General features: G+C 50.2%; 29 protein-coding genes. 18 read left to right on the forward strand and 11 right to left on the reverse strand.

The window, feature by feature from the left end:
- Positions 1 to 20: 20 nt before the first annotated feature.
- Both Q4E93_RS09185 and zwf read right to left on the reverse strand, forming a co-directional pair.
- Positions 21 to 830 carry a ThuA domain-containing protein gene (locus Q4E93_RS09185; RefSeq protein WP_303584505.1) on the reverse strand — a complete coding sequence of 270 codons (810 nt, stop codon included), beginning with the start codon at positions 828 to 830 and terminating at the stop codon, positions 21 to 23.
- Entirely contained in the window at positions 823 to 2,334 is a 1,512-nt protein-coding gene (zwf, locus tag Q4E93_RS09190; protein WP_303584506.1) for a glucose-6-phosphate dehydrogenase, read from the reverse strand. The genes Q4E93_RS09185 and zwf overlap by 8 nt, the downstream gene beginning before the upstream one ends.
- A gap of 369 nt (positions 2,335 to 2,703) precedes the next feature.
- Between zwf and Q4E93_RS09195 the strand changes: the two genes are divergently transcribed.
- From Q4E93_RS09195 to Q4E93_RS09205, 3 genes are read left to right on the forward strand one after another with little or no spacing between them, the layout of a single operon-like run.
- Positions 2,704 to 3,438, forward strand: coding sequence for a hypothetical protein (locus Q4E93_RS09195; protein ID WP_303584508.1), 735 nt, complete (start codon positions 2,704 to 2,706; stop codon positions 3,436 to 3,438).
- 48 nt (positions 3,439 to 3,486) lie between these two features.
- On the forward strand, positions 3,487 to 3,993 hold the full coding sequence (locus Q4E93_RS09200) for a hypothetical protein (RefSeq protein ID WP_303584510.1): 507 nt from the start codon (positions 3,487 to 3,489) through the stop codon (positions 3,991 to 3,993).
- 6 nt (positions 3,994 to 3,999) lie between these two features.
- On the forward strand, positions 4,000 to 4,917 hold the full coding sequence (locus Q4E93_RS09205; RefSeq protein WP_303584512.1) for an HTTM domain-containing protein: 918 nt from the start codon (positions 4,000 to 4,002) through the stop codon (positions 4,915 to 4,917).
- Here Q4E93_RS09205 and Q4E93_RS09210 read toward each other — a convergent pair.
- Positions 4,859 to 5,797: an ABC transporter ATP-binding protein gene (locus tag Q4E93_RS09210; protein ID WP_303584513.1), complete on the reverse strand. Its 939-nt coding sequence runs from the start codon at positions 5,795 to 5,797 to the stop codon at positions 4,859 to 4,861. The two genes, Q4E93_RS09205 and Q4E93_RS09210, sit on opposite strands and share 59 nt — an antisense overlap.
- Before the next feature lie 64 nt (positions 5,798 to 5,861).
- Here Q4E93_RS09210 and Q4E93_RS09215 point away from each other — a divergent pair, with 64 nt between their 5' ends.
- The 3 genes from Q4E93_RS09215 to Q4E93_RS09225 are packed head-to-tail and all read left to right on the forward strand — an operon-like array spanning position 5,862 to position 7,606.
- Positions 5,862 to 6,650: a HipA family kinase gene (locus tag Q4E93_RS09215; RefSeq protein WP_303584515.1), complete on the forward strand. Its 789-nt coding sequence runs from the start codon at positions 5,862 to 5,864 to the stop codon at positions 6,648 to 6,650.
- The gene (locus tag Q4E93_RS09220) at positions 6,637 to 7,020 is read left to right on the forward strand and encodes a DUF3037 domain-containing protein (protein WP_303584517.1); all 384 of its coding nucleotides are present in this window, start codon (positions 6,637 to 6,639) and stop codon (positions 7,018 to 7,020) included. Before Q4E93_RS09215 ends, Q4E93_RS09220 begins: the two co-directional genes overlap by 14 nt.
- A 16-nt stretch (positions 7,021 to 7,036) precedes the next feature.
- Positions 7,037 to 7,606, forward strand: coding sequence for a DUF4337 domain-containing protein (locus tag Q4E93_RS09225; RefSeq protein WP_303584519.1), 570 nt, complete (start codon positions 7,037 to 7,039; stop codon positions 7,604 to 7,606).
- Here Q4E93_RS09225 and Q4E93_RS09230 read toward each other — a convergent pair.
- The 5 genes from Q4E93_RS09230 to Q4E93_RS09250 all read right to left on the reverse strand — a co-directional run bounded on the left by Q4E93_RS09230 (position 7,598) and on the right by Q4E93_RS09250 (position 13,597).
- Complete coding sequence (locus Q4E93_RS09230) at positions 7,598 to 8,449, reverse strand: YncE family protein (protein ID WP_303584521.1); 852 nt, start codon at positions 8,447 to 8,449, stop codon at positions 7,598 to 7,600. The genes Q4E93_RS09225 and Q4E93_RS09230 overlap by 9 nt on opposite strands.
- A gap of 75 nt (positions 8,450 to 8,524) precedes the next feature.
- Positions 8,525 to 9,379 carry a helix-turn-helix transcriptional regulator gene (locus Q4E93_RS09235; protein WP_303584523.1) on the reverse strand — a complete coding sequence of 285 codons (855 nt, stop codon included), beginning with the start codon at positions 9,377 to 9,379 and terminating at the stop codon, positions 8,525 to 8,527.
- Positions 9,380 to 9,403: 24 nt separating this feature from the next.
- A complete protein-coding gene (locus Q4E93_RS09240; protein ID WP_303584525.1) occupies positions 9,404 to 12,112 on the reverse strand; it encodes a family 78 glycoside hydrolase catalytic domain in 2,709 nt (902 codons plus the stop codon).
- Positions 12,113 to 12,194: 82 nt separating this feature from the next.
- Positions 12,195 to 12,881 carry a hypothetical protein gene (locus Q4E93_RS09245; RefSeq protein ID WP_303584526.1) on the reverse strand — a complete coding sequence of 229 codons (687 nt, stop codon included), beginning with the start codon at positions 12,879 to 12,881 and terminating at the stop codon, positions 12,195 to 12,197.
- A gap of 17 nt (positions 12,882 to 12,898) precedes the next feature.
- A complete protein-coding gene (locus tag Q4E93_RS09250; protein ID WP_303584528.1) occupies positions 12,899 to 13,597 on the reverse strand; it encodes a sterol desaturase family protein in 699 nt (232 codons plus the stop codon).
- A gap of 74 nt (positions 13,598 to 13,671) precedes the next feature.
- Here Q4E93_RS09250 and sigJ point away from each other — a divergent pair, with 74 nt between their 5' ends.
- The 3 genes from sigJ to Q4E93_RS09265 are packed head-to-tail and all read left to right on the forward strand — an operon-like array spanning position 13,672 to position 15,712.
- Positions 13,672 to 14,580 carry an RNA polymerase sigma factor SigJ gene (sigJ, locus tag Q4E93_RS09255; protein ID WP_303584530.1) on the forward strand — a complete coding sequence of 303 codons (909 nt, stop codon included), beginning with the start codon at positions 13,672 to 13,674 and terminating at the stop codon, positions 14,578 to 14,580.
- The gene (locus Q4E93_RS09260; RefSeq protein WP_303584532.1) at positions 14,577 to 15,050 is read left to right on the forward strand and encodes a hypothetical protein; all 474 of its coding nucleotides are present in this window, start codon (positions 14,577 to 14,579) and stop codon (positions 15,048 to 15,050) included. Before sigJ ends, Q4E93_RS09260 begins: the two co-directional genes overlap by 4 nt.
- Before the next feature lie 5 nt (positions 15,051 to 15,055).
- A complete protein-coding gene (locus Q4E93_RS09265; RefSeq protein WP_303584534.1) occupies positions 15,056 to 15,712 on the forward strand; it encodes an NAD(P)-dependent oxidoreductase in 657 nt (218 codons plus the stop codon).
- 27 nt (positions 15,713 to 15,739) lie between these two features.
- On the opposite strand, the gene Q4E93_RS09270 is transcribed toward Q4E93_RS09265, so the two are convergent.
- Positions 15,740 to 16,180, reverse strand: a complete 441-nt coding sequence (locus tag Q4E93_RS09270; protein WP_303584536.1) for a hypothetical protein — start codon at positions 16,178 to 16,180, stop codon at positions 15,740 to 15,742.
- 259 nt (positions 16,181 to 16,439) lie between these two features.
- Here Q4E93_RS09270 and Q4E93_RS09275 point away from each other — a divergent pair, with 259 nt between their 5' ends.
- From Q4E93_RS09275 to Q4E93_RS09290, 4 genes are all read left to right on the forward strand, one after another.
- Entirely contained in the window at positions 16,440 to 16,616 is a 177-nt protein-coding gene (locus Q4E93_RS09275; RefSeq protein WP_303584538.1) for a hypothetical protein, read from the forward strand.
- A 15-nt stretch (positions 16,617 to 16,631) separates the two neighbouring features.
- Positions 16,632 to 17,276, forward strand: a complete 645-nt coding sequence (locus Q4E93_RS09280) for an alpha-ketoglutarate-dependent dioxygenase AlkB family protein (RefSeq protein ID WP_303584540.1) — start codon at positions 16,632 to 16,634, stop codon at positions 17,274 to 17,276.
- 12 nt (positions 17,277 to 17,288) lie between these two features.
- A complete protein-coding gene (locus Q4E93_RS09285; protein WP_303584542.1) occupies positions 17,289 to 18,122 on the forward strand; it encodes a hypothetical protein in 834 nt (277 codons plus the stop codon).
- A gap of 162 nt (positions 18,123 to 18,284) precedes the next feature.
- Complete coding sequence (locus Q4E93_RS09290) at positions 18,285 to 18,431, forward strand: hypothetical protein (protein WP_303584544.1); 147 nt, start codon at positions 18,285 to 18,287, stop codon at positions 18,429 to 18,431.
- A 7-nt stretch (positions 18,432 to 18,438) separates the two neighbouring features.
- Here the strand turns inward: Q4E93_RS09290 and Q4E93_RS09295 are convergent, their stop codons facing one another.
- Both Q4E93_RS09295 and Q4E93_RS09300 read right to left on the reverse strand, forming a co-directional pair.
- Entirely contained in the window at positions 18,439 to 19,392 is a 954-nt protein-coding gene (locus Q4E93_RS09295) for a T9SS type A sorting domain-containing protein (protein WP_303584546.1), read from the reverse strand.
- A 63-nt stretch (positions 19,393 to 19,455) separates the two neighbouring features.
- Positions 19,456 to 20,556: a fatty acid desaturase gene (locus Q4E93_RS09300; RefSeq protein WP_303584548.1), complete on the reverse strand. Its 1,101-nt coding sequence runs from the start codon at positions 20,554 to 20,556 to the stop codon at positions 19,456 to 19,458.
- A 144-nt stretch (positions 20,557 to 20,700) separates the two neighbouring features.
- Between Q4E93_RS09300 and Q4E93_RS09305 the strand changes: the two genes are divergently transcribed.
- The 5 genes from Q4E93_RS09305 (at position 20,701) to Q4E93_RS09325 (ending at position 25,119) form a co-directional block, all read left to right on the forward strand.
- Positions 20,701 to 21,270, forward strand: a complete 570-nt coding sequence (locus tag Q4E93_RS09305) for a Crp/Fnr family transcriptional regulator (protein ID WP_303584549.1) — start codon at positions 20,701 to 20,703, stop codon at positions 21,268 to 21,270.
- 68 nt (positions 21,271 to 21,338) lie between these two features.
- On the forward strand, positions 21,339 to 22,352 hold the full coding sequence (locus tag Q4E93_RS09310) for an alpha/beta hydrolase family protein (protein ID WP_303584551.1): 1,014 nt from the start codon (positions 21,339 to 21,341) through the stop codon (positions 22,350 to 22,352).
- 90 nt (positions 22,353 to 22,442) lie between these two features.
- A complete protein-coding gene (locus Q4E93_RS09315; RefSeq protein WP_303584552.1) occupies positions 22,443 to 23,402 on the forward strand; it encodes a hypothetical protein in 960 nt (319 codons plus the stop codon).
- A gap of 290 nt (positions 23,403 to 23,692) precedes the next feature.
- A complete protein-coding gene (locus Q4E93_RS09320; RefSeq protein ID WP_303584553.1) occupies positions 23,693 to 24,562 on the forward strand; it encodes a lytic transglycosylase domain-containing protein in 870 nt (289 codons plus the stop codon).
- Positions 24,563 to 24,657: 95 nt separating this feature from the next.
- A complete protein-coding gene (locus tag Q4E93_RS09325) occupies positions 24,658 to 25,119 on the forward strand; it encodes a hypothetical protein (RefSeq protein WP_303584556.1) in 462 nt (153 codons plus the stop codon).
- The last annotated feature ends 71 nt before the right edge of the window (positions 25,120 to 25,190 follow it).

Below are 25,190 nucleotides of genomic sequence, written 5' to 3' on the forward strand. Positions count from 1 at the left end.
CTTTTCTGTAAGGCGTATGCTTATGGACGCCCCAACCACAGCAGCGCATCTATGATCAGCTTTTCCTCCATCTCGTTCTTCAACGTAAAAGACAGCTCTTTATCCGTCTTGTTGTCGTAATCGATGTCGTTATGCCCCATATTGAAATAGATCATCCGATATTTCTTATTGGTCCAGGCCACCGGATAATAGCCGCTGTGCCAGATCTCATGTGGCTTCGGACCGGTGCCCAGGGGAAAGCTGGAAGAGTCGATAGATAAAAGGATGCGGATGTCCGGATTGATGCGTAAATCGTTCGACCACCGGTACCATTCGTTAGGCGCCGAAGAGAATGTCAAAGGCAAATGCCTCACCGCGGGGTGGCCCGGATCCTCCACCCTAAGCACAGCCGAAGTAGGATGCCAGGTATTGCTGACATAGCTGCCGGAGCCGAGAAATTCATTGTGATACCAGTCCCAATTCTGCGGGAAGTCTGAAGGCGTGAGTGCAAAAGCGGCAAAATGGAATCCCATCCATCCACCGCCCTGCTTCATGTACCGCTCGAACGCGGCCCTTTGCTGCGGATCGTCCGGCCGGGTATCCAGGAACACTACCACCTGGTAACGGGCCAGGAAGCCGTCGTTCATGTTACTCCAGTCATTCGTGGAATCATAAACAAACCCATATTTCTTTGCCATCTCCGGGAACCACCGGTTCGCCTCATGTACAAAGCTGATATGCGCCTTATCCTCCCGGGCGGTATAGAATGCGATGACCTTAAAAGGCGCTTGTGCCCTAGCGATCGTAATACCAACTAAAAAAACCGATAATATGATGGCGCGCCTATGCATGTACGCTTCTTTCCGGCAGTCTGAACCATTCTTTGGCATAGGGCTTCAACAGGGCGTCGGCTGCCGCCGGGCCCCAGGTGCCCGATTTGTATAAATGCAGCTGCTTGGATGGATATTTCTTCCAGGCGTCCAATATCGGCATCACCACCTTCCAGGCAGCCTCTACCTGGTCGGCCCGCATGAAGAGCGTAGCATCCCCTTCCAGCACATCCAGCAACAATGCTTCATAGGCCTCCGGCAGGTTGGCCGTATAAGCATCCTGGTACATAAAATCCATCTCCACCGGGAACAGCTTCATTTCCAGGCCGGGTACCTTGCTCTCGAAAAGCAGGCTGATCTCCAGTTCCGGCTGTATGCTGATGATAAGCCGGTTAGGCACAACGTCGTCTCTGAAGATCTTATGAGGAGAATCCTTGAATTGGATGACGATGACGGAAGATTGTTTTGGCATTGATTTACCGGTACGCAGAAAGAAAGGCACCCCCTTCCACCTTTCGTTGTCGATGAAGAGCCTGGCCGCTGTGAACGTCTCTGTATTGCTGCCGGACGCCACCTGCTCCTCCTCCCTGTAACCCGCACGGTGAATACCATCGATATCGCCGGCTGTGTATTGTCCGCGAATGACATTCTTAAAGATCTGGTCGGAGGAATACATCTTCACGCTCTTCATAACTTTCGTTTTGGCATCCCGGATATGCTCCGCCTCATATGCCTTGGGGCATTCCATGGCAATGATGCACACCAATTGCAGCAGGTGATTCTGGATCATATCCCGCAAAGCGCCGCTGCTGTCATAATAACCCCCTCGTTTACCCACACCTACCTGCTCCGCGAGGCTGATCTGTATATGATCGATGTACTGACGATTCCACAACGGCTCGAACACATAGTTGGCAAAGCGGAAAGCCATGATATTCTGCACCGTCTCCTTACCTAAATAATGATCTATCCGGTAAATCTGCTTTTCTGCGAATCGCTTGACCAGGAACTTATTGAGCTTTCGGGCTGTTTCCAGGTCCGTACCAAATGGCTTTTCAACGATGATCCGGTCCAGCAGCGGCTTGGCTGCCAGCTTATGTTTGCTCAGCCCATCCGCGATGATCTCTATAAAACGGGGAGCCGTGGCAAAATAAAACATCCGCGTTGCCCTGATCGAATGCAGCTTATCAAAGCTCTCCATCATCGCCTTCAGTCCCGTATAGGTCTCCTCTTTTAAAAAATCGCCCTGGATATAATATATATGCGCGGCAAAACTATCCCACCTGCTTTTATCTGCCACGCCATTACGGCTAAAGGAATTGACACCCGTCAGCAGATCGTTCTTGAATACCGCCTCATCAATGCCAATGGCATCTACGCAATAGATAGCGAATTGCGCCGGCAGGTGGCTCTCGATATACAAATTATACAATGCGGGAATAAGCTTGCGATGCGTCAGGTCACCTTTCGCGCCGAAGATCGTGATATTGGCGCAGTTAACTTTTTTAAGGGAAGTTGCTTTCATTCGTCAAATATGTCTTTTCAATAATTAATAAATATACCACTAAATGGTATTGATTGGCAAAAAAAATAATGCTACCTTAGCCCTCATTTCCCTTATATCTACGCCTGTCACTGCGCTATTTTACGTGACGATTCACTCATTTTATTATTCAGACCTTAGTACCGGCAAAGACAGCCTGCGCAATAATAGTGAACCACAGGTTCACTGGCTGTAACCGCAAGGTTACGAGCGAGAGGGAGCGTGTCGAAGCAGCTCCGCCGAAGCTCCCATCATTAGCGCTATTGCGCAGGATGGCTAATTTCCGATAAAGACAGCCTGCGCAATACCAACAAATGTTCACATTGTGTTAACTCAAAACTTGTGTTTTTTATGAAAAAGAACCATTGTCTTATGCTCGCGTTGTGCCTTACCGTGGTTTCAACAGGACTTTTCGCCCAAAGAAGGACATTTGACGTCAAGGACGCCAAATTCACCAAAGAAGACTTTGCCAAACTGAAAGGCGTGCTGAAAGGCGCCGACCCTTCCACCTACTCCGTCCAGTACATCGTGAATGGCAGGGTGGTTGACAAAATGGGTTCCGCGAGCTTCAGCAGGCTCTCCACCGTGGCCATTTACCACAGTCCTGGCAGCCTTAACTCCATCAATGAGGTCGTGACCACGATCAGCAATTATGTGAAGACCGTCCTCACCTCCAAATTCAACGAGGCGTATCCGGAGAAAGTAACGGCCATCAACAGTCTGCTGGAACAAACAGCCATTATGGGACGGGCCAATGCCATGAAAGTGGATGTCAGGGAAGCCAACATCAGCAAGGACGATTTTGAAAAGCTCAAGGCGACCCTGAGTGGCGCCGATCCTTCCACCTATTCGCTGATCTACACCGTCGATGGCAAACAGGTAGACAAGGCAGGGTCCGCCAGCTTCAGAAGCCTCACCACGGTCGGAGCATACCATAAGCCCGGCTCGAACAATTCAATTAACGAGGTGGTCACCACCATCAGCAACTACGTAAAGACAGTACTCACATCGAAATTTGACCAGGCTTATCCCGAAAAGCTTGCAGCGTTCAACCGGCAGCTGGAAAGCTTTGCCGCTCAGCGTTAAAACACCAGCCCCAACAGACCCCGGTCTGTTGGGGCTAAACCTATCAACATGACCACGACCACAAAGATCATATGCCTTTGCGTGATGGTGCTGCATTTCTCGCTGATCGGGGTGAAGGCATTCAGGGAATCTCCCGCGCTCAGCCCCTTGCTGAAACAGCAGCGGAAAATATTACTGGTATCGGAAGCCTACACACAATTCTCCGTCATGCAGGCCGATTACAGCTTCTTTTCTCCCAACATATCTCCGGACTACTTCGTCAAAATGAAGTACCAGGACACCACCGGTCGCTGGGCGGACGCATCCTTCGTTTTGCCCAATAAAGAAGTGGAGAAGAGGTTCCATTCCTGTCTCCTGGGCATTCAGCAAATGCCCAATGAGCTCACCGACATCGTGATCAAAAGCTGGGCCGCACGTATACTGGACCAGCACCCGGATGCCTTAAATATCAATATCAGGATCTTCGCGTCCAAACTTCCGAAAATGCAGGAGTTCCGTGCCAGGGGAAGGAATCCGCAGGAGTTGGTCGCCGACCTGACTTTTCATGCAAACTAATCAGCCATGATCCGGAAAATCAAGCATGCCATAGGAACATTTTTTTTCACGCCTGCCGGCTCCTTTAACTTTTCCTTCCTGCGGATCGGCACTGCCCTGTTCATATTATTGCAGTTCGTCTTTCTTTACCGCAGCTGGTTCGACATTTATGGGGAGGAAGGATATATCGAATGGTTCATCTCCAAAGATCTATTCAGCATCGGCTTCCTTCCTTCGGTGATCACCGTCGCCGGCTGGTTAAAGCCCCTGCATATCACCCCCGACCAAACCCTGACGCTGATATCCATCCTGTATTTCCTGTCAGCCGTTGCAATGCTTGTTGGCTGGCGCCGGAGGCTGGCCGTCGTAACGGCTTTTATCCTCCACCTCACGCTATGCAATACATCCATGATCTTCGGGTATGGCGTAGAGACTTTCACCCATATTGCTTTGTTCTATCTGATATTCGTACCCGGCAGGGCTTCCGGTAAAGCCACTGCCTTCAATAACTTTATATGGCGGACCCTTCAAATCCATCTCTGCCTCGTCTATCTCAATTCGGGTGTCGCCAAGCTCCAGGGAGTGGATTGGCGAATGGGAGAAGCCGTATGGTATACCCTGGGCAATTCGAACTACGGGAATTTCAACTTACTTTGGCTTTCGAAATTCCCGCTGGTATTAAGATCGGTCAATTGGTGGGTGCTGCTGATCGAGACCTTATATCCCATCTTCATCTGGCCAAAGAGGACCAGGAAATTCTGGCTATTCAATGTGCTGGCCCTTCATTTCTTCATCGGGCTGTTCATGGGCCTGTATATGTTCGGTGTGATCATGATGATCCTGAATACTGCCGCATTCCTCCATTTTTCCAGGATCCGGGCCGCGGTCACGCTCCCCGATCCAGAACAGGCAGATACCATACTCCATCCCACGGTGGAAGTATGAATACGGCATCGCCGGCCGCCAGGTCGTTTTCCACCACCCTTGCGATGAGAACGGATCCGGCCTCCTGTAGGATCTCTATCTCATAAAAGCTACCCCAGAAGGTAATGGACCTTATCACTCCCCTCAATGCGCCTGGAAATGCTTTCTTTCCAACCTTGAAATGTTCCGGCCGGACGAACAATTGCTTGCCGTTGCCCGCCACCAGGAGGTTGTATTTACCTAATAAGGCCGCCACATATTCAGTCTCAGGCCGTAGGTATACTTCCTGCGGCGCTCCCTGTTGGACAATGCGCCCTTCCCTCATGATCAAGATCTCATCCGCCCAGGACAATGTATCGAGGGGATCATGCGACACCAGGATACAGGTGATATCCAGCCTTTGCCCGATGTCCCGTATCACGAATTTCAGGATCTCCTTATGGATCATATCCAGGTTGCTGAAAGGCTCATCCAGCAGCAGCAGGCGGGGCGATCCGATGAGCAATTTGGCCAGCGCGATCCGCTGTCTTTCCCCGCCGGACAGCTGATGGGTCTTACGCTTCATCAAATGATCGATCCTGCATAGCCTGAACAACACTTTTGCATCTTCCACCGGTAATTCGTTGGCATATTCCAATACCTGTTCTACCCTCAGGTGCTGCGGTAATTCAAATTGCTGGGAAAGATAGGCGATACCCGGATGGCCCGGTATCAGCTGCTCAGCAGGACCCAGTACCCGCCGCCCCTCAAACAGCACCTCTCCCTTGTCCGGCTGCGCCAGGCCAGCGATGGTCTTCAGCAAAGTGGTCTTTCCCGATCCCGTCTCCCCTGCCACGGCCAACTTGCGTCCTTTGGCCTGGACAAACTTCACTCCTCCCAATAATACATGTAAAAAATCCATAGGGCGGCAAAGTTACCGCTAAATTTGCTGCATTTACACCCGTTCCGAATATCTTTGCCCGGTCATGGAAACGCTTTTCACACTGCTCCGCACCGTCAATGTGACCCGTTATGTCACCCCCCTTCGGGAAGGAGGCTCTCTTCCAGCCATCGCCGAGGCGGACGATGGCTTTCTCTACGTGCTCAAGTTCCGGGGTGCGGGGCAAGGCATCAAGTCGTTGATCGCCGAGCTCATCGGGGGCGAAGTGGCGCGCGCCCTGGGCTTAAAAGTGCCGGAGATCGTTTTTGCGCAGCTGGACACCGCCTTTGGCCGGAGCGAGCCCGACGAGGAGATCCAGGACCTTCTCAAAGCCAGCGTAGGTCTCAACCTGGGTTTGCATTACCTCTCCGGCTCCATCACCTTCGACCCCGTGGCCAATACGGTCGATCCCCTGCTGGCTTCCCGCATCGTCTGGCTGGATTCCCTGCTGACCAATGTGGACCGCACGGCCCGCAATACCAATATGCTGATGTTCCAAAAAGAGCTTTGGCTCATCGATCACGGCGCTGCACTGTATTTTCATCATTCCTGGGATAACTGGAAAGAGCAGGCCGTCCGTCCATTCGTGCAGGTGAAGGACCATGTATTGCTGCCTTTCGCCAGCCGGCTGGAGGAGGTCGACGCCGAATTCCGCGCCCGCCTCACCCCGGAAAAGATCAGCGAAGTTGTCGGACTGATCCCCGATGAATGGCTGGCCAAATGGTCCCTGGACATTTCGGCCCACGACATCCGGCAGGTGTATATCCAATTCCTGGAGACGCGCCTTACCCATTCTCACATCTTTTTAAAAGAAGCGCACCATGCCCGGAAATGACCTGTTTGAATATGCCGTCCTTCGTGTAGTACCCCGGGTCGAGCGCGAAGAGTTCCTGAATATCGGGATCATCCTTTATTGCCCGAAACAAAAGTTCCTGCAAACCCTCTTCACCCTGGATGAAGCGAAGCTCACATCGCTTTTTCCCGGCATAGATATCCCGGAATTGCAACAGCACCTGGAAGCCTTTCGCCAAATCGCCCTGGGCACCCACGAGGGAGGTCCTATCGGGACCCTGGACACGGCCTCCCGCTTCCGCTGGCTCACGGCCACCCGCAGTACGGTGCTGCAGACCTCCAAAGTGCACCCCGGATTCTGCGGCGATCCGGCTGCCGCTTTGCAGCGGCTTTATAACCAATTAGTATTATAAATTTTAAAACATCCATATGACAGATATCACAGAAGTCATCCAGGAACCACTGGAAGAAGCAGGTAAAAGCAAGATCAATGCCCTCGTCGCCCTTTTCGTGGCCATTACCGCCACCTTCATGGCCATCTGCAACGTGAAGGACGGCAATATCGTTCAGGCCATGGACCAGGCACAAGCCCATTCCATCGACGCATGGTCGTATTTCCAGGCAAAAAGCACCAAACAGGCCCTTGCTGAAAACACCCTCGAGATCCTAAAATCCCAAAAGGCGCCCGGCAACGATACCCTCATCAAAAAATATGAGTCGCAGATCGCCAAATACGAAAAAGAAAAGACCGAGATCAAGGCGCAGGCCGAAGGCTACCAGAAAGATTACGACGACATCAACCTCTTCGACGACCAGTTTGATATGACGGAAGCCCTGCTGACCATCTCCATCGCCATGTTCGGCATCAGCGCCCTCACGCAGCGGAAATGGCTGCTGTATTTTGCCGCTGGCATGAGCCTGCTCGGCATCGTCTTCGGCATGGCCGCTTTCTTGAAGATCAGCCTGCATTCGGACTTTATCTCGAAGATATTAGGGTAACGGCCTGTATAGTACTTTTCCCTGCAGCATCTCCGGTATAATAAAATACCTGCGGTCCTTACTGATGGTAAAATCCGCCGGTCCGGAGATCGCTCCGGGCAGCGCCTTCACCCCTTTCGTGGAAAGGTTCATTGCCAACAGCAATCCCTTCTGGTCCTTCCCCCAGTCGGAGAAGTATAATGTATTGTCCACAACGGCTACCCCATCCAGCATGCCCTTGTAGTCCCCCTGTTTTTCCATCGTGCGGTTACGGACATCGATGATATACACCGTCCCATCCGGATGGCTCCAGTTGCCGATGGACACGCAATAAAGCTTATGACCGGCATAATACAGCCCATTGGCGCCCGCAATACTGTCTACGGGGAGCGCTTCATACCGGAAAGTTTTCAGGTCGATGGCATACACCTTCCCATTGTCAGTTGCCGAAGCATACAACATGCCGTCCCCTGCGACAAGGTCATTTAAGAATCCGGTCCCTTCGATAGCAATCTCTGCTACCTGTCGCCTGGACACGACGTCAAAGCCCACGATCCTGTCGACGTCAGCCACATACAGCGTATTTCCGTCCATGGCCATTCCTTTCGGCGCATTTAACTTTCCGGACATCGGCAGGAAATGCGCATCCGCCAGCTGGCCGGTGGACAAATCTACCCTGCCGATGAAACCATCCCCGTCTTTTGCGACAGGGGTCATCGCCGTGCCGATGTCTGCTACATATAAATTATTACCTGACTGATAAACACTCTCCGGATGATGGAACCCGGTGGTCTCTTTCACGGGCGGCTGTGCCTGCGCCATAGAAATGATCATAGCCGGGGTAATGATCCATGCTTTCTTCATATATTTTTTTTACAAAGCTATATGCAGTATGGTAGAGTCAATTTGGTGGGCGGTCCAAAAACTATCGCCGGCAGATCAAATGGCCGCCGGCTCCGTCACCTGCCGTTGTTTGGGAGTGATATGATATTTTTCTTTGAAGGCATGGACAAAATGAGCCAGGTTCTCGAAGCCAACGGAAAAACAGACTTCCGTGACATTCATACGCCGGTTACCCAGCAAGTAATAGGCTTCTTCCAGCCTGCGCTGCTGGATCCAGCGACGGGGGGGCATATGGTAAGTGGCTTCGAACTTTCTTTTGAAGGAAGACAGGCTCAATCCCGCCAGGAAAGCCCATTGCTCCAGGGCCAGCGTTTCCCTGAAATGCGCTTCCATCAATGCGACAATCGAAGGCGCTCTGTGCGAGGGCAGGCCCTTGATCACTGCATCGAACCCTTTATTGGCGCCGGCTGATAGCAGCAACAGGAACAGTTCGCGCATCTTCAAAAGCAGCAGTGACTCCACCCGCTTTTTCTCTTCCGGCGCCTGGAAATATTGCACCAGCTGATGTACCAGTCCCTTCACAAGGACATCTTCCCGCAGGTGGAACACCTGGCTCACTGCCTGTTGGCTGCTGCTAAAGGCGTCTTCCAGGGACAATAAGAAAGCGTCCGACAGCCGCACCACCAGGGACTGATAGCCCAGTTGGGGGTCCATCTTTCTCTCCGCCCGGAGATAATTGCCCTTGGCAAGAAAGAACCCTTCGCCCGGCTGTATTTGCAGTTTACCGTGGGGATGCCACACGGTTTTACGTCCCTGCAGGATAAAACAAAGAAGATGTTCCTCCAGCAGCATCTGTGCCTTTTCCGTATCCTCGTCCTGGCGATAACAGATCATTTTGATCCCGTCGTCACTGGAAAGCACCAGCCGGCCGTCATTGAATACATCGATCATAGGTATAAAAATACGCAATCCCGTTTAATCCTGCGATTGGGGCAGTACGATGTCATACCGGTGGAAGCCGGGACCCACATGGATTGGCGCCCGGTCCGGCAGCAGGATGACAGCTGAAGTATTTTCAGGTACGATCGCCTTATAATGCACTGTATTTTTGTCCTTCACCCATCCGGACATGACAGTTCCCTGTGGCGAAGCGTATTGGGCGACAGCCCCGGGGATCTGTCCAAAACCTCCCGGCTGCAGCACGATCTTATCGTATCCTGCCGCATCTTCCGCCGGCCTGATACCCGCCAGGTATTTGTAGAACCATCCGCTGATGCTGCCGAACATGGGATGATTGTGGGAATAGATATTGTCACTGTATTCCCAATGCTCCCACAAGGTCGTAGCGCCCTTTTCCAGCATGTTGCCCCAGCCGGGAAAGTCCTTCTGAAGGGCTATCTTACACGCCAGATCGCCGAGGCCATGCCCGGAAAGCACTTCCAGCATGTATTTGGTACCGAAGATCCCCGTACTGACATGATCATTTTTTGCATGGATCTGTTCCACCAGCATCTTCAACGCTTTCTCTTCCCCGCCGGGCGGCAGCAGATGAAAATAGAGCGCAAACGACTGTGTCGCCTGGGTATGGATCCCCACTGCTCCTGTCGCCGGGTCATAGAATTTCTTTATAAAGGCGTCTTTCACCTGCTGTGCGAGCCGTCCGTAATGATCCGCCTCTTCCCCAAGGCCCAGGATCAGGGCCAGTTGCTGCAATAACTGTGTGTTGTAATAAAGAAAGGCCGTACCCGTCACCTCCAGTTGCTTTGGGTCCAGCGATTCATGGTCCCCGATGCCTTTATTTATAATAAAACCGTCCGCATGCGCATGGAGGAAATCCACCCAGCCTTTTGCCTTTGGATAATATTTTGCGATCAGCGCGGAGTCGCCATAATATTGATAGAGCTGTTTCAGCAACATGGGTAGCGCCGTCCCCCATCCGATGGGGCCTGCGGTGCGGGTGACACCCTCGTCGGAAATACCTATATAAGGGGCCGTCTCGGGCAGCGCGCCGTCGGGCTGGGCGTCATCCGCAAAATCCCTCACCGTCTTGGCATAAAAGTCGTGCATGTCGAAGTTGGCCATGAATGCCTCGCTGGTCGCTACGATATCGCCTCCATATCCCAGTTTCTCCCGATGCGGACAATCCGATTGGACGCTGAAAAGATTGCTGAGAAAAGTATGGATGGATATTTTTTGTATCCGGGAGAACAAACTGTCGGATAAAGCGATTCCTCCGACCGGCCGTACATCCGATGACAGCGGAATGCCCCGGATCATATCGCCTGTGAGCTCCCCGGGATATCCATCGATCTCCACATACCGGAATCCATGAAAAGTAAAAGCCGGCTCGAACACAACGCCTCTGTCTCCCAGGATAAGGTCATCCTGCTGCCAGGCGACATCTGGCGCACCGGGACCGCCAGCGCCCTTGCGCTTAATTTGTCCTGCAACGCTCGTCATTACATTCAACGATCCATCAGGATTCAACAGCTCTGCATACCGCAGCCGGATCCTCGTCCCCTTCTTACCCGATGCCGTCAGACGCACGATCCCGGCAAAATTACGCCCCATGTCGACCAGGTATTTACCGGTCCCTATCCGGCGTATGTCTGTAGCAGGTATCATTTCCCCAGCACGAACAGGCGGATGTTGCTGTGCAACCAACGCTCCACCGGGTCCCGTCGTCACTGTCACCTTTCTCCACTGGCCATCATTAAAACCGGGCAGGTCCCATCCGGGAATCGCATAACGATCATCATAGGTCGACCCGATATAATTGTTGTTCCTTCTCAAAGGACCATCCGTCACCTTCCACGAGCGATCTGACACCACCGCCTGGCGGCTGCCGTCCACGTATACGATCTCCAGCCTGGCAACCAACCCTGGCGCCCCGACGGCCAGGAACTTCCGTATATCCAATGAACCCCACATCCGCAGCGGCAAGGGATTGTACCAGCCATTGCCCAATTCCACGCCAAGACAGTTGCGCCCCTTCTTTACCGTTTCCGTCACATCGAATGTATTATAGGGTATCGTTTTTCTATAATCCGTCCAGCCGGGATCCAAAAAATGGTCGCCTATCTTTTTGCCATTCACCGTGGCCTGATAATAACCCACGCCTGTGATATATAACATCGCTCTCCTGACTTCCCTCACTGCGGTAAAGTCCTTACGGAACAAAGGCGCCGGGTTATCCTGGAATAAGAGGCTGTCCTGGGTTACAGCAGTCTTGCTGTCCGTCACCCACTCAGCCTTCCAATCGCCGGAAGCCAGGAGGCCCATCGCCCAATAAGAGCGCTTACTCCAATTACTTACACTATTCCTGCCATCCCAGATCCTTACCTTCCAATAATAGCGGGCGCCTGACGTCAGCGCCTTCCCTTTGTAATAAATATTGGTATGGACATTCCCCTGGACGCGACCGCTGTTCCACACGTCGGCCTTCCCTTCTTCCAGCAATGCCGGAGAGGAAGCTACCAGCACCTGGTAGGCAGACTGGATTTTTGGGCTATCCGGCATTGGCTCCCATTCATATTTCCAACCCAGCCGTGGCTGCGGACAGTCGATCCCCAATGGCGCCATTTTATATTCACAGGTGAGGTCCACCACCTTCAAAGGGGCTTTACCTGCAAAAGAAAATTCCGGCAGGCAAAAAAGAAAAATGATCCAGCAGGTTCTTGTCATTTTATGTATTGTGAGGTCCAAATGTACGATGGCCAGGAGCATGCACCATCCTGTAGCCACCTGCTCGCATGATAAGAAAGTTTTATTTGAATTCGTATTTGTATGGGACTTCCAGGCTGCCAAAGATCTCTTCAAGTATAGCCACATTGTCCGGATGGCAGGCCACCATTCCGTGTAAACGCAGTCCATAGCCGTCTTCTTCCAGCCACCAATCCGTCCAGGAATTGATGAGCTCGGTGCACGTCTCGCTTTCCTTCCGGCTCTTCCAGCCACGCTCTTCCAATATTCCCTGCAGTGTTACCAGGTCTATGTTTTCAAACGCAGCATAGAAATTTGGCGCTGCGGGCATTTTCCTGTCCGCCCGTTCATACAGCACAGTATAGGTCACCGCAAAGGGGGTTCGCAGGATCTTCCCCTCCCAGTCCGCAGGCACTTCAGGAAAAATTTCCATTACTTTTTTTTGCAACTCTTTCCAGCCGGGCATCTCTTCACCAAAAGTCGCCTTCCACCCATTCCAGGTGACGTCCATGCAGATATCATCCACCGTCATCCTCTCCCGCTTGTATCCTTCCAGTCTTTCGATCTCCGCCCATTTTATCTTTGCGCGACTCAACTGAAAAGGATACACAAACCCATCCTCTTCAAATGTAAAAAGCGACGGTTTGTCTTCCATCACCGCCGGATAGGCATCTTCCGCCGGGCGTGAAAAAATGGCTTTAAGTATTTTCAGGAAGTTGTTGATCGGTGTTTTTTGGGTAAAAATAGTCATTCTTTCTCCACACTCATCTATCGTTTCAGCGTCCTAAACAACCTATCCCAAACCGTCGTATAAAACCCGAAATTATGCTCCACATCCTGGTGATGGTCGTGATGAAAGGTGGAAGATCCCAGGCAACGGACAAGCTCCGTTTCCCTCCACCCGGCAGGCAATGGCTCCATCCCCAGGTGTCCTATCAATCCAAACACCAGGTTGACAGTAAGATAAATAATGATCGCATACATATTGAATGGATGCAACATCAGCAACACCAGCCACATGCCGCCAAAAGAAACAGTCTCGACAGGATGCAGGATGAAAAGGTCCATCGGTTGAGGGTCCGTTGCCGCATGGTGCAGCCGGTGGATCATCCCATAAAGAAAAGTCTTGTGGATGATGAGGTGAAATAAATACATCAGCAGGTCCATAGATAGAAAAAGGATCAGGAAGTCCGCCAGGACCATCCAGCTAAAGCCAAACCTTATCCCGATGAGCCCACGCTGCCAGAGCCAAAATCCCATATAGGTCACCACCGTATTCAACACATTCGTCACTCCACAGATCAGCCATTCCCTCTTCGTGTATAGGTAACTTTCCCCGTTTGACCTCCGCAGGATGAGACCACCCGCATAAAGCACCATACAGGTCAACAAAATATTCTCCAGCAAAAAGATCATCCATATGAGAACATCGGGAAAGCCTGACAGCGCCTCTAAAAGTCTATCCATAGATGAAAAACGATAAATAAATATACTTTATTGGATGTCACAATCCGGCCTGGTAAATTGTCTTATATTAAGACATGGACAACAAAACAGATACTTTCCTGGAATACAAGGCTTTACTATTTTCTATAGCCTATAATATGCTTGGCAATATCGACCAGGCAGAGGATATGGTGCAGGACACTTACCTGAAATGGATGGAGATCCAGGCAGAGGCAGTGAAACATACCAAGGCATTCCTGGTAAAGGTGATCACCAATAAATGCATCAATCACCTCAGCAGCGCCAAGGTACAAAGGGAAAAATATGTCGGGATATGGTTGCCTGAACCCTTGCAGGATTACAGCCGGGACAGAGCCCATAACAAGATAGAGACCTATCACGCCTTGTCCATTGGCATGCTGGTCCTCATGGAGCGGCTGACGCCGCAGGAGAGAGCCATATTTCTCCTGAAAGAGATCTTTTCCTATGATTATTACGAGCTGGCGGAAATCTTCGAAAAGGCGCCCGACAATTGCAGGCAGATCCTGAAAAGGGCAAAGGACAATCTTGGAAAAGACACCCGGCGTTTCGAAGTAGACATGAAGGTGCACGAAAAAATCCTCAAAAACTTCATGGCGGCCATCTCCGAAGGGAGCATGGAAGAGCTCATCCAACTGTTGAAAGAAGACATCCACCTCTTTGCAGATGGCGGGGGGAGGTCCTTCCAGGTCCAGGGCCAGCGACTCACGGCATTTGCCAGGCCTATCCAGGGAAGAGAGAACATCGGCAGGCTCCTTCTCAGCATTGTTCCCAAGTTCCGACAGTCCGTGCCTGATTTCAGCCAGGAATTTATTTTTACGAATGGCATGCCATCAATTATCTCCTATTCGGGGGATGCCCCCCAAAGCCTGGTCTCGCTTGAAATAGACGATCAAACAATCAGGAATATATACGTACAGACGAACCCGGACAAATTGAAGCACCTAAAAAAGACAGATCTATGACCTCGCAGACATTATTACAGCTTTTACTCGTATTACACCTCGTGGGATTCAGCACCATGGCAGGTACCGTATTGGCGGATTTTTCCATCAACCGGAGACTGAACAAATACCTTCTATCCGATAAGTCGAAGGCGCTCTCCATACTGGAAGGCACCGCCTTGTTTCCGGCCCTGATAGGCATCGGCGTAGCACTGCTGATCTCCACGGGCATAGGAATGGTCATCGTCCTTAAAGGAGCCGTTACCGGTATGTTGTGGTTCAGGGTTAAAATGATCCTGGTAGTGCTGGTGATGATCAACGGCGCCGGCATCATGAGAAAAAATGGCGCGAACCTTAAATTGTTGCTGTCTGAGAACACTGGCAATAACAATGGCCGTATCCTTGCGCTTAAAAGCAGGATGACCGTCGCCCACAGTATACAAATGATACTTTTCCTCTCCATCTTTATTCTAAGCATTTTTCGTCCTTAACAACCATGTCTGAAAAATATAAGATCCTCATCATCGGCGCCAACGGCGGCATTGGCAGGCAGTCAGTGGAAATAGCCCTGGCGGCCGGACACCTCGTGACAGCGGTATTACGCCAGCCAGCCAACCTGGCCCTTACGCATCCTAACCTGGAAATAATACAGGGCGATGTCATGCACCCGGAAACATTTGAAAAAAAGATAGGACCCCAGGACGCAGTCATTTCTGCGCTGGGGGTCAAGGGCGGCGTGATGGGAGATAAACCTACCACGCTCTATTCGCAGGGGAATGCCAATCTCCTGCGATTAATGAAAGAGAAAGGAATACGACGCGCCTATTTTATTTCCGCTTCTGCAATTGAGATAAGCCCTGTAATGCCCTTCTTTGCCCGGTTTGCCGCAAAATACATTCTGCAAAAGCTATTGCGCCACATGTATGCCGATCAGAGGGAGATGGAAAGACTGGTAAAAATCAGCGGACTTGACTGGACAATCATCCGCCCTCCAAGGCTAACGGACAAGCCCGTTACAGGCAAATATCGTTTCTCGATCAACAGCTTCCTTAAGAACTGCCTGAGCGTATCCAGGGCTGATGTTGCACACTTCATGATATACAACATATCTAATAAAGACATAATACAAGCAACTATAGAGATCGGTTATTGACCATACGTTAGTGATGCAGGTGTCTTATCAGGCCAGGTTTGTCTCCAGCTCATGTCCCGCCATTGAGAACAGGAAGTTCTGCAATTGATGAAGATAGCGGAGACGTACATGAGAAGGGATAGGCTGTTTAAGACGTAATCCTTCGTGATTGAATTCGAAATCAATGTAGCTTCCGCCGACTTTAAGGATCCATTCCTCACGGACGTAATTGCGGAAGCCACATTTTTCCAGCACTTTGGGCGTTAGCTCAATGGGTTCTATTTCCTGGAATTCGCGTTCTTTTACCACTTCAATGACCTGCGTGGTATAGGCCGTCTTATAGGATTTGCCCACCGTGGCCATTTCCTGTGTCACCTTTATCTGGGTGTCATATACAAGTGTGTTGCTGAGAATTTGCTGAACTGTGATGATCTCACCGTGTTGTGTCTGTACCTTGTTGCCGTAGCGGAGTTCTTTTGCGTGTATCATAGAGTCTATTTTATACAATGAAATACAATGGATTAACTCATGGTATTTCAAGGGCATAGACTCTGGAAGAGGATCAACTGAGAGCACAAGATACTCGGCGTTATCCAAATATGCAATACCCTGCCGGTGCAACTTATTCACATTACTTCTTCCGTTGATAGGATAAGGTACGCCACTCCTGCATCCGGAGCCACCGACCGGTGACTTGTCAAAGACAGCTGTTTTTTTTGTCCGTACTTGCAGGAGTAAAAGAATTAGTATGAAATTGATGCTGACGGCTGTATTCTTCCTTTTCAGGAGAAAAAAGATAATAAGATCATCGGATATTTCCGATGCTGTTAATGAAGCTTTCAGAGATATGAGCAGGGAAATGGGTTACCGGTCTTTGGCCCGTCATCCACGGTTGCTCCATATCAAAAAAGAGCAGAAAAATTAAGTCGTAACTTTGGTGATGAGCTTGTTTGACGACACGTCCCTCTTTACTACTCCGAAGCCTCGCACAGTCCAGTACGATCTCCCCGATGCTGCGTTGACATTGTACGAAGGGTTCTTTCTGAAAAACGATGCAGACAGGCTATATACTTCGCTCCTCCAAATCACCGAATGGCGGCAGGAACCCATTACATTGTACGGTAAGACCTATCCTACCCCGCGCCTTACGGCATGGTATGGTGATCCGGCGACATCGTATACTTTTTCCGGCTCCAAATGGCAGCCCCATCCCTGGAATGCGGATCTGCTGTTCATAAAGGAAAGAGTGGAAAAGGCTACGGATACCAGCTTCAACAGCGTGCTGCTTAATCTTTATCGCAATGGGAACGACAGCGTCAGCTGGCATAGCGATGACGAAAAGGAATTTGGCCGCAACCCCACCATCGCTTCTGTCAGCTTTGGCGAGACCAGGCCATTTCACATCCGTCATAAATTCCGCAAGGATGTTGAAAAAATACAAATCCCGTTGACGCATGGATCCCTCCTGATGATGGCTGGCCCCATGCAACATTTTTGGGAGCATCAGGTACCGAAGACGGCAAAACCTATCCATCCCCGTATTAATCTGACCTTTCGTTTTGTATATTCGCCTACTAATACCTAAACGATGTCAACCATGCGCCCTTTTCCTAAGCTCCTGGCCGCCTTGCTGTTACTCATGACCCTTACCCGACCGGCACAAGCCCAGGTTAACCCAACTAAAGACTCCATCGATTATTACAGGAAGGTCATTCACGCCATGTATCAAAAAGCCTTCGACTCCATACGGCAGTCCGATGATTACAAAGTCGCAATTGAAAGATTCCACCTCCACCTCCATCTTACTAACGGCTATGGCTCATTCACTACCTTCGGCAACGTCGCACAAGCCTCCTATGACATCCTCAACAAAGATATTGCGCAAAGCAATTTCCCTCCGCTGAAAGGCCCCCAGGGAGGAATAGGGATTGGTTTTACCCGTGAATATCGCAACAGATGGATCCTGGATTTTGTTGTCATGGTCGGCGTTTACAACAAGTCGGAAAAAGGAGACTCTTCCTTGCAGATCTCGTTTAGAAATGTGCCGCAGATCAACATTGGTTATGACTTTGTCAAATCCCCGAAGGTCAATATTTATCCCTACGCAGGACTCGCCGGACGGGTGACCGATCTCAAATACCAACAGCCTAACCAGGTGAGCGGAAATCCAACCAGCATTGTCGACATTCTTCAAAAGGAAGGACTGACCGAAATCACGAAATTCAATTTATCGTACCAGGCCGGTCTTGGAGTTGATATTGTCGTGTCTGAAAAAGAACAAGGTAATGGGATTATGCTATTCCTGAAAGGTGGAACAGATGGTATCATCGGTTCTCGCACTTTGAATATCCATGGCGTGAAATATGACGCGGACATAAAACAGGGTGCATGGAGCCTGGCATTGGGCGTAAAGTTCTTCAGAAGAAATTAGGTTCCTTTTACTTGGACCTCATACAATAAAAACATATATATTTATAATAATCAATGCATTACGCAACATCCTAGCCTGTTTAAGATGATAGGATCCACCATAAGTTGTCTATGCAACGACCCCATCTCATAGTAACTTTGTATCAGTAAAAAACATCGAGCTATGAAATCACTAATTAAACAGTTATTTTTCGACAGGGAAATGGTAGAAGCTATGAAGATCGCAAAAACAGATCGTGAAGTGCTCTATACCCAGCTGATCAACGGAAAGATCACGATGAAGGAATACATTGCAATGACTTCCAAATAACCGACGTTCACTCCACTATCACTTTTTGTGTCCATACGTGGGAATGCCCTGGACGCACAGCCTGAATGAGATATACGCCGGTAGCCAATTCACCTGGCATCTCCCAGGTATCCACCTGCGCCGAGCCACCTACTTCCGCGACTCGTGTCTCGATCAATACACCGGCAGCGCTGATCAGGCTAACTTTATAGGTCCCGGGGCCCGATGGCCAGGTGATATGAAACGGCGTTCCTCTGCGTATGGGGTTCGGATAGATCCCCATCTCTTTCCGGGGAAGAATATGCAAGGCCGTCAATGTGTCGGTGAGAAATTGCCTGATCTTCACTGAAGGCGAATCGGGCAAACTACTTGCTTCAAGTTGGATGCCTCCTGTCCTGACAAAATCATCTAAGGTGTCGCGAGACACTGAGGCACTGGTATCCACGGAGGAAATTTCCGGCGGAGGAAGAGCGTCTATAGCTACGGCAGGCATCGTCCCAATCACCGGAGCAATCGACGTCTCCACCGGGTCATACATAGGCTCCAGCTCATGTTCAACGGCAGGCGATACCAATAACCCCACCATAAACTCATTTTCTGAAATAATCGCCGTAGTATCTGCCATGGGTGTTGTTTCGCGCCCTGATTGTAGGACTACCTTCCCTTTCAAACCCGTCCGCTCCGGAGGCGTCCCATCGGCCGTCATCAACGCTCCCGCTATCAGCCAGGGCCAGCCTTTTCCACCATTCTTTTGAACGGGAGAAGGCGCCAGATCCCTCTTCATCTGACCCGGTGTCAATCGGCCACACACCTGGGAAGCTGCCCCGCGCATATATTGCAGGATCTCCGCATCGCTCATCGCAGTGAAGTCTACCACCGTCTTCCGGCAGGCCATGCAATGGCGACCATTTCCCGAAGGATGCATGCTGGCCCAATCCTCATGACAAGGACTGGGAATGTGAAGTTGTAAAGGTTTAGGCATACAGTAGGGTTTTTCATGAGATGCAATAAAAAGAAAATTGCATAACACCCTACGATGCACAGATCAGACGATCTCGACCACAGGTTCCTTCTTGCTTTCAAGATAAGGCTGATGGTACTTCAGCAGGAACAGCTTTTTGGAATCCTGGTAAGTGCTGACGGCCCCGATGATATTCATGAACTTGATATAGCACCAGGCAAGGTCCAGCTGGTGTTTCAAAAAGCCGCTACGGGCGCTGGAAGGAAAAAGATGGTGGTTATTATGCCATTCGCCGGCCACGAAACCGGGCCAGATCTGGTTGATGGAGAGGTCCTTCCTGTTGAAGTCGCTCCCGTCCTTATGCTTATCGGTCTTTCCCTTGGCATGGCCTTCATAATTAAAGGTACGGACGCCTATAGCCCAAAAGCCTGCAGCCCCGAACAAGGTAAACGCCAGGGCCGGACCGCCTATCAGGCAAAATACCGTAGCCCAGAAAGCCCAGTTAAGCAAACAGCCCACAATAGCCCGAACTGGGTTGCAAATAGAGCCCCATCTTTGATATTGCTTATAGGTATTCGGCCTGATCCCTGTATGGTCCATCAGCTTAACCACCTTGGCATATTCAGCCTCCGTCAGATCGCGGGCAATCGGCTGGTGATTGACATCCGCCAGGAAACAGTACAGGAAGCCGGCTGTCGCATTATAAGGATCTCCGGGCTCATCCGACTTTGCATGATGCACATGGTGGGAAATGACATAGATCTCTTCCGGTATAATATTGATGGTAAGGTTCTTCGTGATAAATCGCCAAAACCTGTTCCTGAAAGTATATGCGTTGTGCGTGCAGTACCGGTGATGCCAGACGGTGCCATGTGTACCCATCACGATCATACTGTAAAGAAAGGCCACTCCCAGGAGGTAAAAATTAAAATATTGGAACGCGAAGATAAAGAGGCACGGGATCAGCAAAACCACCCTCGACCAGCTGGAAAAAGCAAGCCAGTTCTTCCTGGTCCTGAAAATATTCAGGCGGAAAAAGAACTCTTTCAACAACTGCCGGGGAGAGGGAATGATCAGGCGGCTTTCCGGGTCCTGCCACCCGTAGGAAGGCTGTTCCAGTACATGATCCATCAAATTATTTCTCTTCTGTATTTCTGTGGGTGCGGATGCTTTAATAGTCGACATGCAATGCTTTAAGGAGTTTGGATGTAATGTAACGTTAAAATCGTCAAAAACGTGTACCAGACTGTGAATGAATTGCTAATCATTTGGCTAAAACAGCTATATTCAGACATATGATCTGAGGACAACCACATTTTACTGAACATCATGCATCCCGCTTTAAAAAAACTATTTGCCGGAAAGATCATTCTGACCCAGGAACAGGAAGAACTGGTCAACGGCTGCTTCAAACCTCTGTCAGCCAGACGTAACGAGATCCTGGTACAAAAAGGCAGTATCGCCAGGCACCTATACCTCGTAGTAAAAGGTTGTTTGAGAATATTCCTCACCAACGAAGATGGCAGCGAAGCAACACGATTTCTCATATTCGACGGATCCATGGGTACTGCCTTCCCCAGCTTCATATTAAAAAAACCATCTGTGGCATCCGTCCAAAGCCTTGGGCCTTCCGAACTGCTGACGTTGAGCTACGCCGACAGACAGACCCTGTTCAACAAGATACCGGGCTGGGAGACCATGTATCGGCAGGCGATGGAACTGGCTTACATCGAATCCATACAAAGGATAGAAAGTCTCATCACCATGGATGCCAGGGCCCGTTATAAGATCCTGTTACGCGATCATCCTGAGATCATCCAAAGACTCCCCTCCAGGATCGTGGCCGACTACCTGGGCATTTCACAGGAAACACTGAGCCGGTTGAAATCAAAAAAATGATTTTTTGACTATTGTCAACGTTTTTCAGAGCCGAAAGGTCTTGCTTTGTACTGTCAAAATGTACAACCATGCACAGGCAAATATGGCTCGTTCTATTATTGTTAACCTATCACTACGCCTTCACGCAGGCCAATATTGGTCAGCGCACTTATGCATTCAGGGATTCATTGCGCCATCGTCCCGTGATCACCGAGGTCTGGTATCCGACAGAAGATACTTTACAGCCGGCTGACAACGGCTTTTCTGCATTTACCCGCAAGCCCACCGTTCGTAATGGCAGGGTGCCAGCCGGCAAATGGCCGCTGGTCATGCTCTCGCATGGCACCGGCGCCGGCAGGCTCACCCTCGAATGGCTGGCGCAGGCATTGGCAGAGAATGGATTTATCGTCGCAGCGGTCGACCATTATGGTAATACCTATGATAATAAGATACCCCTGGAATTCCTAAAACCGTGGGAGCGCCCATTGGATATCAGCGTTGCTTTGACGGAATTACTAAAGGACAATGATTTCCAACCCTACATCGATCAACGGAAGATAGGCGCCATCGGCTTCTCTTTTGGAGGATTCACCGTAATAGCCCTGGCAGGAGGCGAGGTGAACTATACTACGCTGATCAATTACTTCAAGACCACGGGCCGTAAAGAGCTGGAACTACCCGAGTTTCCCGGCCTTGCAAAATACCTGGATGACACTGCTCTTACAGCTGGCGTCAAACGTGCGCCTGCGCTAAAGGACAGCCGGATCAAAGCCTTCTTCGCCATCTCTCCGGCCCTGGGACCCGGTTTTACCACAAAGCAACAGTTTAAGAATATCGCCGACCCTGTTTATATCACCGGATCGCAAAGCGACAGCATTGCACCCGCAAAAACCAATGCCCGGCACTTTCATCAGTTGATCAGCAATTCAGGTTATTACGAATTCTCCGGCAAGACAGGACATTATGTGATGCTGGGCGAGGCCATAGATGAAGTGAAAAAAGAAGGTCCTACTCTTTTCGTGGATGATCCCACCGTCAACAGGCATGCCGTCCATCTTAAAGTCGATAGCCTGGCCGTTGAATTCTTTAAGAAGAACTTATAGAAGCTCAGCTCATACACTTTTTTCCGCATTTCATTCATTCTTACCCCTTAGTTGCTGTTCCATGCAGATAATTTTACATAAAAAACATCCATGGAAAAGATGCTCCTCCTTGCACTCTACACATCCTGCATCCTGCCCCATCTCTCCGCCCAATCTTCCAGGATAGAGTATCGTACGATCGTAAAGCTCACCCCTGCCGAACAAATAAACAATCTCCTCACCTGCTGGAAGCCCAATGAAAAGGCCGCACCATCGCTCATTGTCATCCAGCAATCAAATGGGACATTCTCCATCATTTCTGACAACACCAGGAAAGACAATCTAACCCGTGAACAGGTGAGCGCATCCTTCATCTGCCCTAACACCGATCCGAATAAAGTTCCCAAAGAATCCTATACAGGGTATAGCAAGCTGCTGGCCAATGGCGCCTATAGCAAAGTTCTCTTCATGCGGGAATCGGGCAATCGCTTCGTGGCAGTGGTAGCAGATGACAAGAAACAGTTTTTCTTCATTAATTCAGAAGGCCAGAAAACATTGCTGGATGGCAAGCCGGATAACCTCATCACCAACCAGGACGTGTCCAGGGCGGCCGTTGTGCTGGCCGACAAGCAGGCAACGCCCATGGAAGAGGTGAATAAAATGTCTCATGATCAGCAGATAGCCTTTTTTGAGAAAATGCGCACCACCGACCTCACGCGCAAAGTCTGGCTTTCCGACAATAAAACGTTCACCGTACTAAAAAAAAGCCGGCTAAGCTTCGACGTGTCCGGCCGCCACTTCATAGAGATACAGCCCAAAACCTTCTACATCGACGGAGTACCCTGTCAGAAAGATATTTCCGGCGGCGGCACGCAATTATTTGTAAGCCCCGATGGGAAAGACTGGGCCTATTGCTACATGATCTATCTCTCATTTAAGAACAACACCAACCTGCAGAATGTCTTCAATCCCTTCATCACTATAGAGGACGGAAAAGAATATTTGAATTGGTTCATCGTCCAAAAGGAGAATAACAGCACCTTGCTAAAGCACGGTAAAAGGCAATGGTAGAGGCATTCCCAGTCCACTACAGATAGGAATAGTCAACCATATAATAACGACCTTTATAATCAACGATTTACGGCAGCCATTTCATCGTACATTTCCTACGTAATATACCCTATGACATCCCATTTGTGATGAGTATCTTTGACCTTATCGTTACAGTCTTCTGCAAAATGAAAAACCCTTACTACCGTACCCGACAGAAGACTGCAAATCCTCCCAATATTCTATGCTAAACACTTCGTTGAAGTAATCCAAAACCTGGGGCCGGCATTGTTTTACCTTAATTTAAAACGATGTTGAAGTCACAAGTACCCTTTTTCGTTTGTAGTTTAGCATTTATCGTAGCAACGCCACAAGCCGCCAACTCGGGCCGTGCAAAAGTGCTCCCTGTAAAAAATGTATTGGTTGCACCTGCCAATACATCCAGCGTAAAAAGCCCGGCAGCTCCCTCCAAAAAGAGTAAGTTCTCATTGCCTGCTCCCGACCAGCAGCAGATGAAATTTGTACATGCATACATTAAGAACAACGACGATTGCCTGCTTACTGTAAAGCACAGAAGTGAAGGCCCTTTCGCCATCATCGATTCCGTTCTCGGCCGCTATGGTCTCCCGCTGGAGCTGAAATACCTGGCCGTGATCGAGTCCGACCTGAAGCCTACGGCCCTATCCCGGGTAGGCGCGAAAGGCCCCTGGCAATTGATGCCCGGCACAGCGCATGAGCTTGGATTGAAGGTCAACCGTCGCGCAGACGAACGGGTGAACTATTACAAGAGCACGCGTGCAGCCGCGAAATACCTGAAGGACCTGCACAGGGAATTCAAAGATTGGCTCCTCGTGCTGGCTGCTTATAATGGCGGTCCCAGGCCCGTCTATAGAGCGATCCGCAAATCACATAGCCGCAATTTTTGGGTTCTCCAGCGCTATCTGCCCGCCGAATCCAGGCTGCATGTGAAAAGATTCATCGCTACCGCTTATTATTTCGAGCGTGCCGATAGTCTGGCGGCCAGGCCGGCCGCTGCCCCAGCGCCCATGGCCAACTACGCCGTATCGAAGAGCAAGCCGCAGGAAACCCAGGAGTCGGCAGATGAAAAGTTCAGCCGGCTGATGAAGGAATCGGCGGGTTCATTAAAGACCTCCAGCGAACTGTTGGATCAAAATTATTAAGTCTGTGTAATTCACCTTTCATGACCATCACTGGGGCTTCATTTTTGGAGCCTCAGTTTTTCCGACTTTTCCTATCTTCACTTCAAAACACCCAAGTGAAGCCCCTTCGCTCCCCCCTATCCATTCTCATCGTTACGCAAGCCCTTCTATGCCTCCTGGAGACCTATCTCGTCTCCAAAATATCCTTCATCGGTAAAGTAGGCATCGCCATCGTACACCGGGAATATAGCCTGCTGCGCTCCGGCTGGAAAACCTTCCTCCTGCTGTTCAGCATCCAGGTCGTCATCATCATAATCCAAAGTATCATTGAAAAAAAATCCCCCAAAAGGTTAGCTACCATTGTCAGCGCTGCTATCCTTCTTCTCGGCGTCATCGGGCTCTACGTCACCTTCCAGGATTTCCTCCACACCTACACTCACCGCCTGCTGAAAGAAAGATTCCACGCCGCATTCTATCTTTTCTGGCTCAGCTGGACCGGCACCTGCCTGTATTTCATCGTACTGCTGAACAAAAGAAAGCCGGAGACATTCCCGCTGGATCCTAATATGCCCATTTAATCCCGCTTTAATCCCTCTTTAACAGCACCTTAGTAATCCCACCAGGCTTAATCCGCTCCAATAAGCGAATT

The organism is Flavitalea plasmicola, from assembly GCF_030546645.1.
GTDB lineage: Bacteria > Bacteroidota > Bacteroidia > Chitinophagales > Chitinophagaceae > Puia.

Bases quoted from the DNA above. Each gene is read 5' to 3' on its own strand.
- zwf (WP_303584506.1), bottom strand. From the start codon at position 2,334: ATGAAAGCAACTTCCCTTAAAAAAGTTAACTGCGCCAATATCACGATC.
- Q4E93_RS09305 (WP_303584549.1), top strand. From the start codon at position 20,701: ATGCATCCCGCTTTAAAAAAACTATTTGCCGGAAAGATCATTCTGACC.
- Q4E93_RS09290 (WP_303584544.1), top strand. From the start codon at position 18,285: ATGAAATCACTAATTAAACAGTTATTTTTCGACAGGGAAATGGTAGAA.
- Q4E93_RS09185 (WP_303584505.1), bottom strand. From the start codon at position 830: ATGCATAGGCGCGCCATCATATTATCGGTTTTTTTAGTTGGTATTACG.
- Q4E93_RS09235 (WP_303584523.1), bottom strand. From the start codon at position 9,379: ATGATCGATGTATTCAATGACGGCCGGCTGGTGCTTTCCAGTGACGAC.
- sigJ (WP_303584530.1), top strand. From the start codon at position 13,672: ATGGACAACAAAACAGATACTTTCCTGGAATACAAGGCTTTACTATTT.
- Q4E93_RS09215 (WP_303584515.1), top strand. From the start codon at position 5,862: ATGGAAACGCTTTTCACACTGCTCCGCACCGTCAATGTGACCCGTTAT.
- Q4E93_RS09230 (WP_303584521.1), bottom strand. From the start codon at position 8,449: ATGAAGAAAGCATGGATCATTACCCCGGCTATGATCATTTCTATGGCG.
- Q4E93_RS09315 (WP_303584552.1), top strand. From the start codon at position 22,443: ATGGAAAAGATGCTCCTCCTTGCACTCTACACATCCTGCATCCTGCCC.
- Q4E93_RS09270 (WP_303584536.1), bottom strand. From the start codon at position 16,180: ATGATACACGCAAAAGAACTCCGCTACGGCAACAAGGTACAGACACAA.
- Q4E93_RS09265 (WP_303584534.1), top strand. From the start codon at position 15,056: ATGTCTGAAAAATATAAGATCCTCATCATCGGCGCCAACGGCGGCATT.
- Q4E93_RS09320 (WP_303584553.1), top strand. From the start codon at position 23,693: ATGTTGAAGTCACAAGTACCCTTTTTCGTTTGTAGTTTAGCATTTATC.
- Q4E93_RS09275 (WP_303584538.1), top strand. From the start codon at position 16,440: ATGAAATTGATGCTGACGGCTGTATTCTTCCTTTTCAGGAGAAAAAAG.
- Q4E93_RS09300 (WP_303584548.1), bottom strand. From the start codon at position 20,556: ATGTCGACTATTAAAGCATCCGCACCCACAGAAATACAGAAGAGAAAT.
- Q4E93_RS09250 (WP_303584528.1), bottom strand. From the start codon at position 13,597: ATGGATAGACTTTTAGAGGCGCTGTCAGGCTTTCCCGATGTTCTCATA.
- Q4E93_RS09260 (WP_303584532.1), top strand. From the start codon at position 14,577: ATGACCTCGCAGACATTATTACAGCTTTTACTCGTATTACACCTCGTG.
- Q4E93_RS09280 (WP_303584540.1), top strand. From the start codon at position 16,632: ATGAGCTTGTTTGACGACACGTCCCTCTTTACTACTCCGAAGCCTCGC.
- Q4E93_RS09285 (WP_303584542.1), top strand. From the start codon at position 17,289: ATGCGCCCTTTTCCTAAGCTCCTGGCCGCCTTGCTGTTACTCATGACC.
- Q4E93_RS09210 (WP_303584513.1), bottom strand. From the start codon at position 5,797: ATGGATTTTTTACATGTATTATTGGGAGGAGTGAAGTTTGTCCAGGCC.
- Q4E93_RS09195 (WP_303584508.1), top strand. From the start codon at position 2,704: ATGAAAAAGAACCATTGTCTTATGCTCGCGTTGTGCCTTACCGTGGTT.
- Q4E93_RS09245 (WP_303584526.1), bottom strand. From the start codon at position 12,881: ATGACTATTTTTACCCAAAAAACACCGATCAACAACTTCCTGAAAATA.
- Q4E93_RS09225 (WP_303584519.1), top strand. From the start codon at position 7,037: ATGACAGATATCACAGAAGTCATCCAGGAACCACTGGAAGAAGCAGGT.
- Q4E93_RS09310 (WP_303584551.1), top strand. From the start codon at position 21,339: ATGCACAGGCAAATATGGCTCGTTCTATTATTGTTAACCTATCACTAC.
- Q4E93_RS09200 (WP_303584510.1), top strand. From the start codon at position 3,487: ATGACCACGACCACAAAGATCATATGCCTTTGCGTGATGGTGCTGCAT.
- Q4E93_RS09205 (WP_303584512.1), top strand. From the start codon at position 4,000: ATGATCCGGAAAATCAAGCATGCCATAGGAACATTTTTTTTCACGCCT.
- Q4E93_RS09295 (WP_303584546.1), bottom strand. From the start codon at position 19,392: ATGCCTAAACCTTTACAACTTCACATTCCCAGTCCTTGTCATGAGGAT.
- Q4E93_RS09240 (WP_303584525.1), bottom strand. From the start codon at position 12,112: ATGACAAGAACCTGCTGGATCATTTTTCTTTTTTGCCTGCCGGAATTT.
- Q4E93_RS09220 (WP_303584517.1), top strand. From the start codon at position 6,637: ATGCCCGGAAATGACCTGTTTGAATATGCCGTCCTTCGTGTAGTACCC.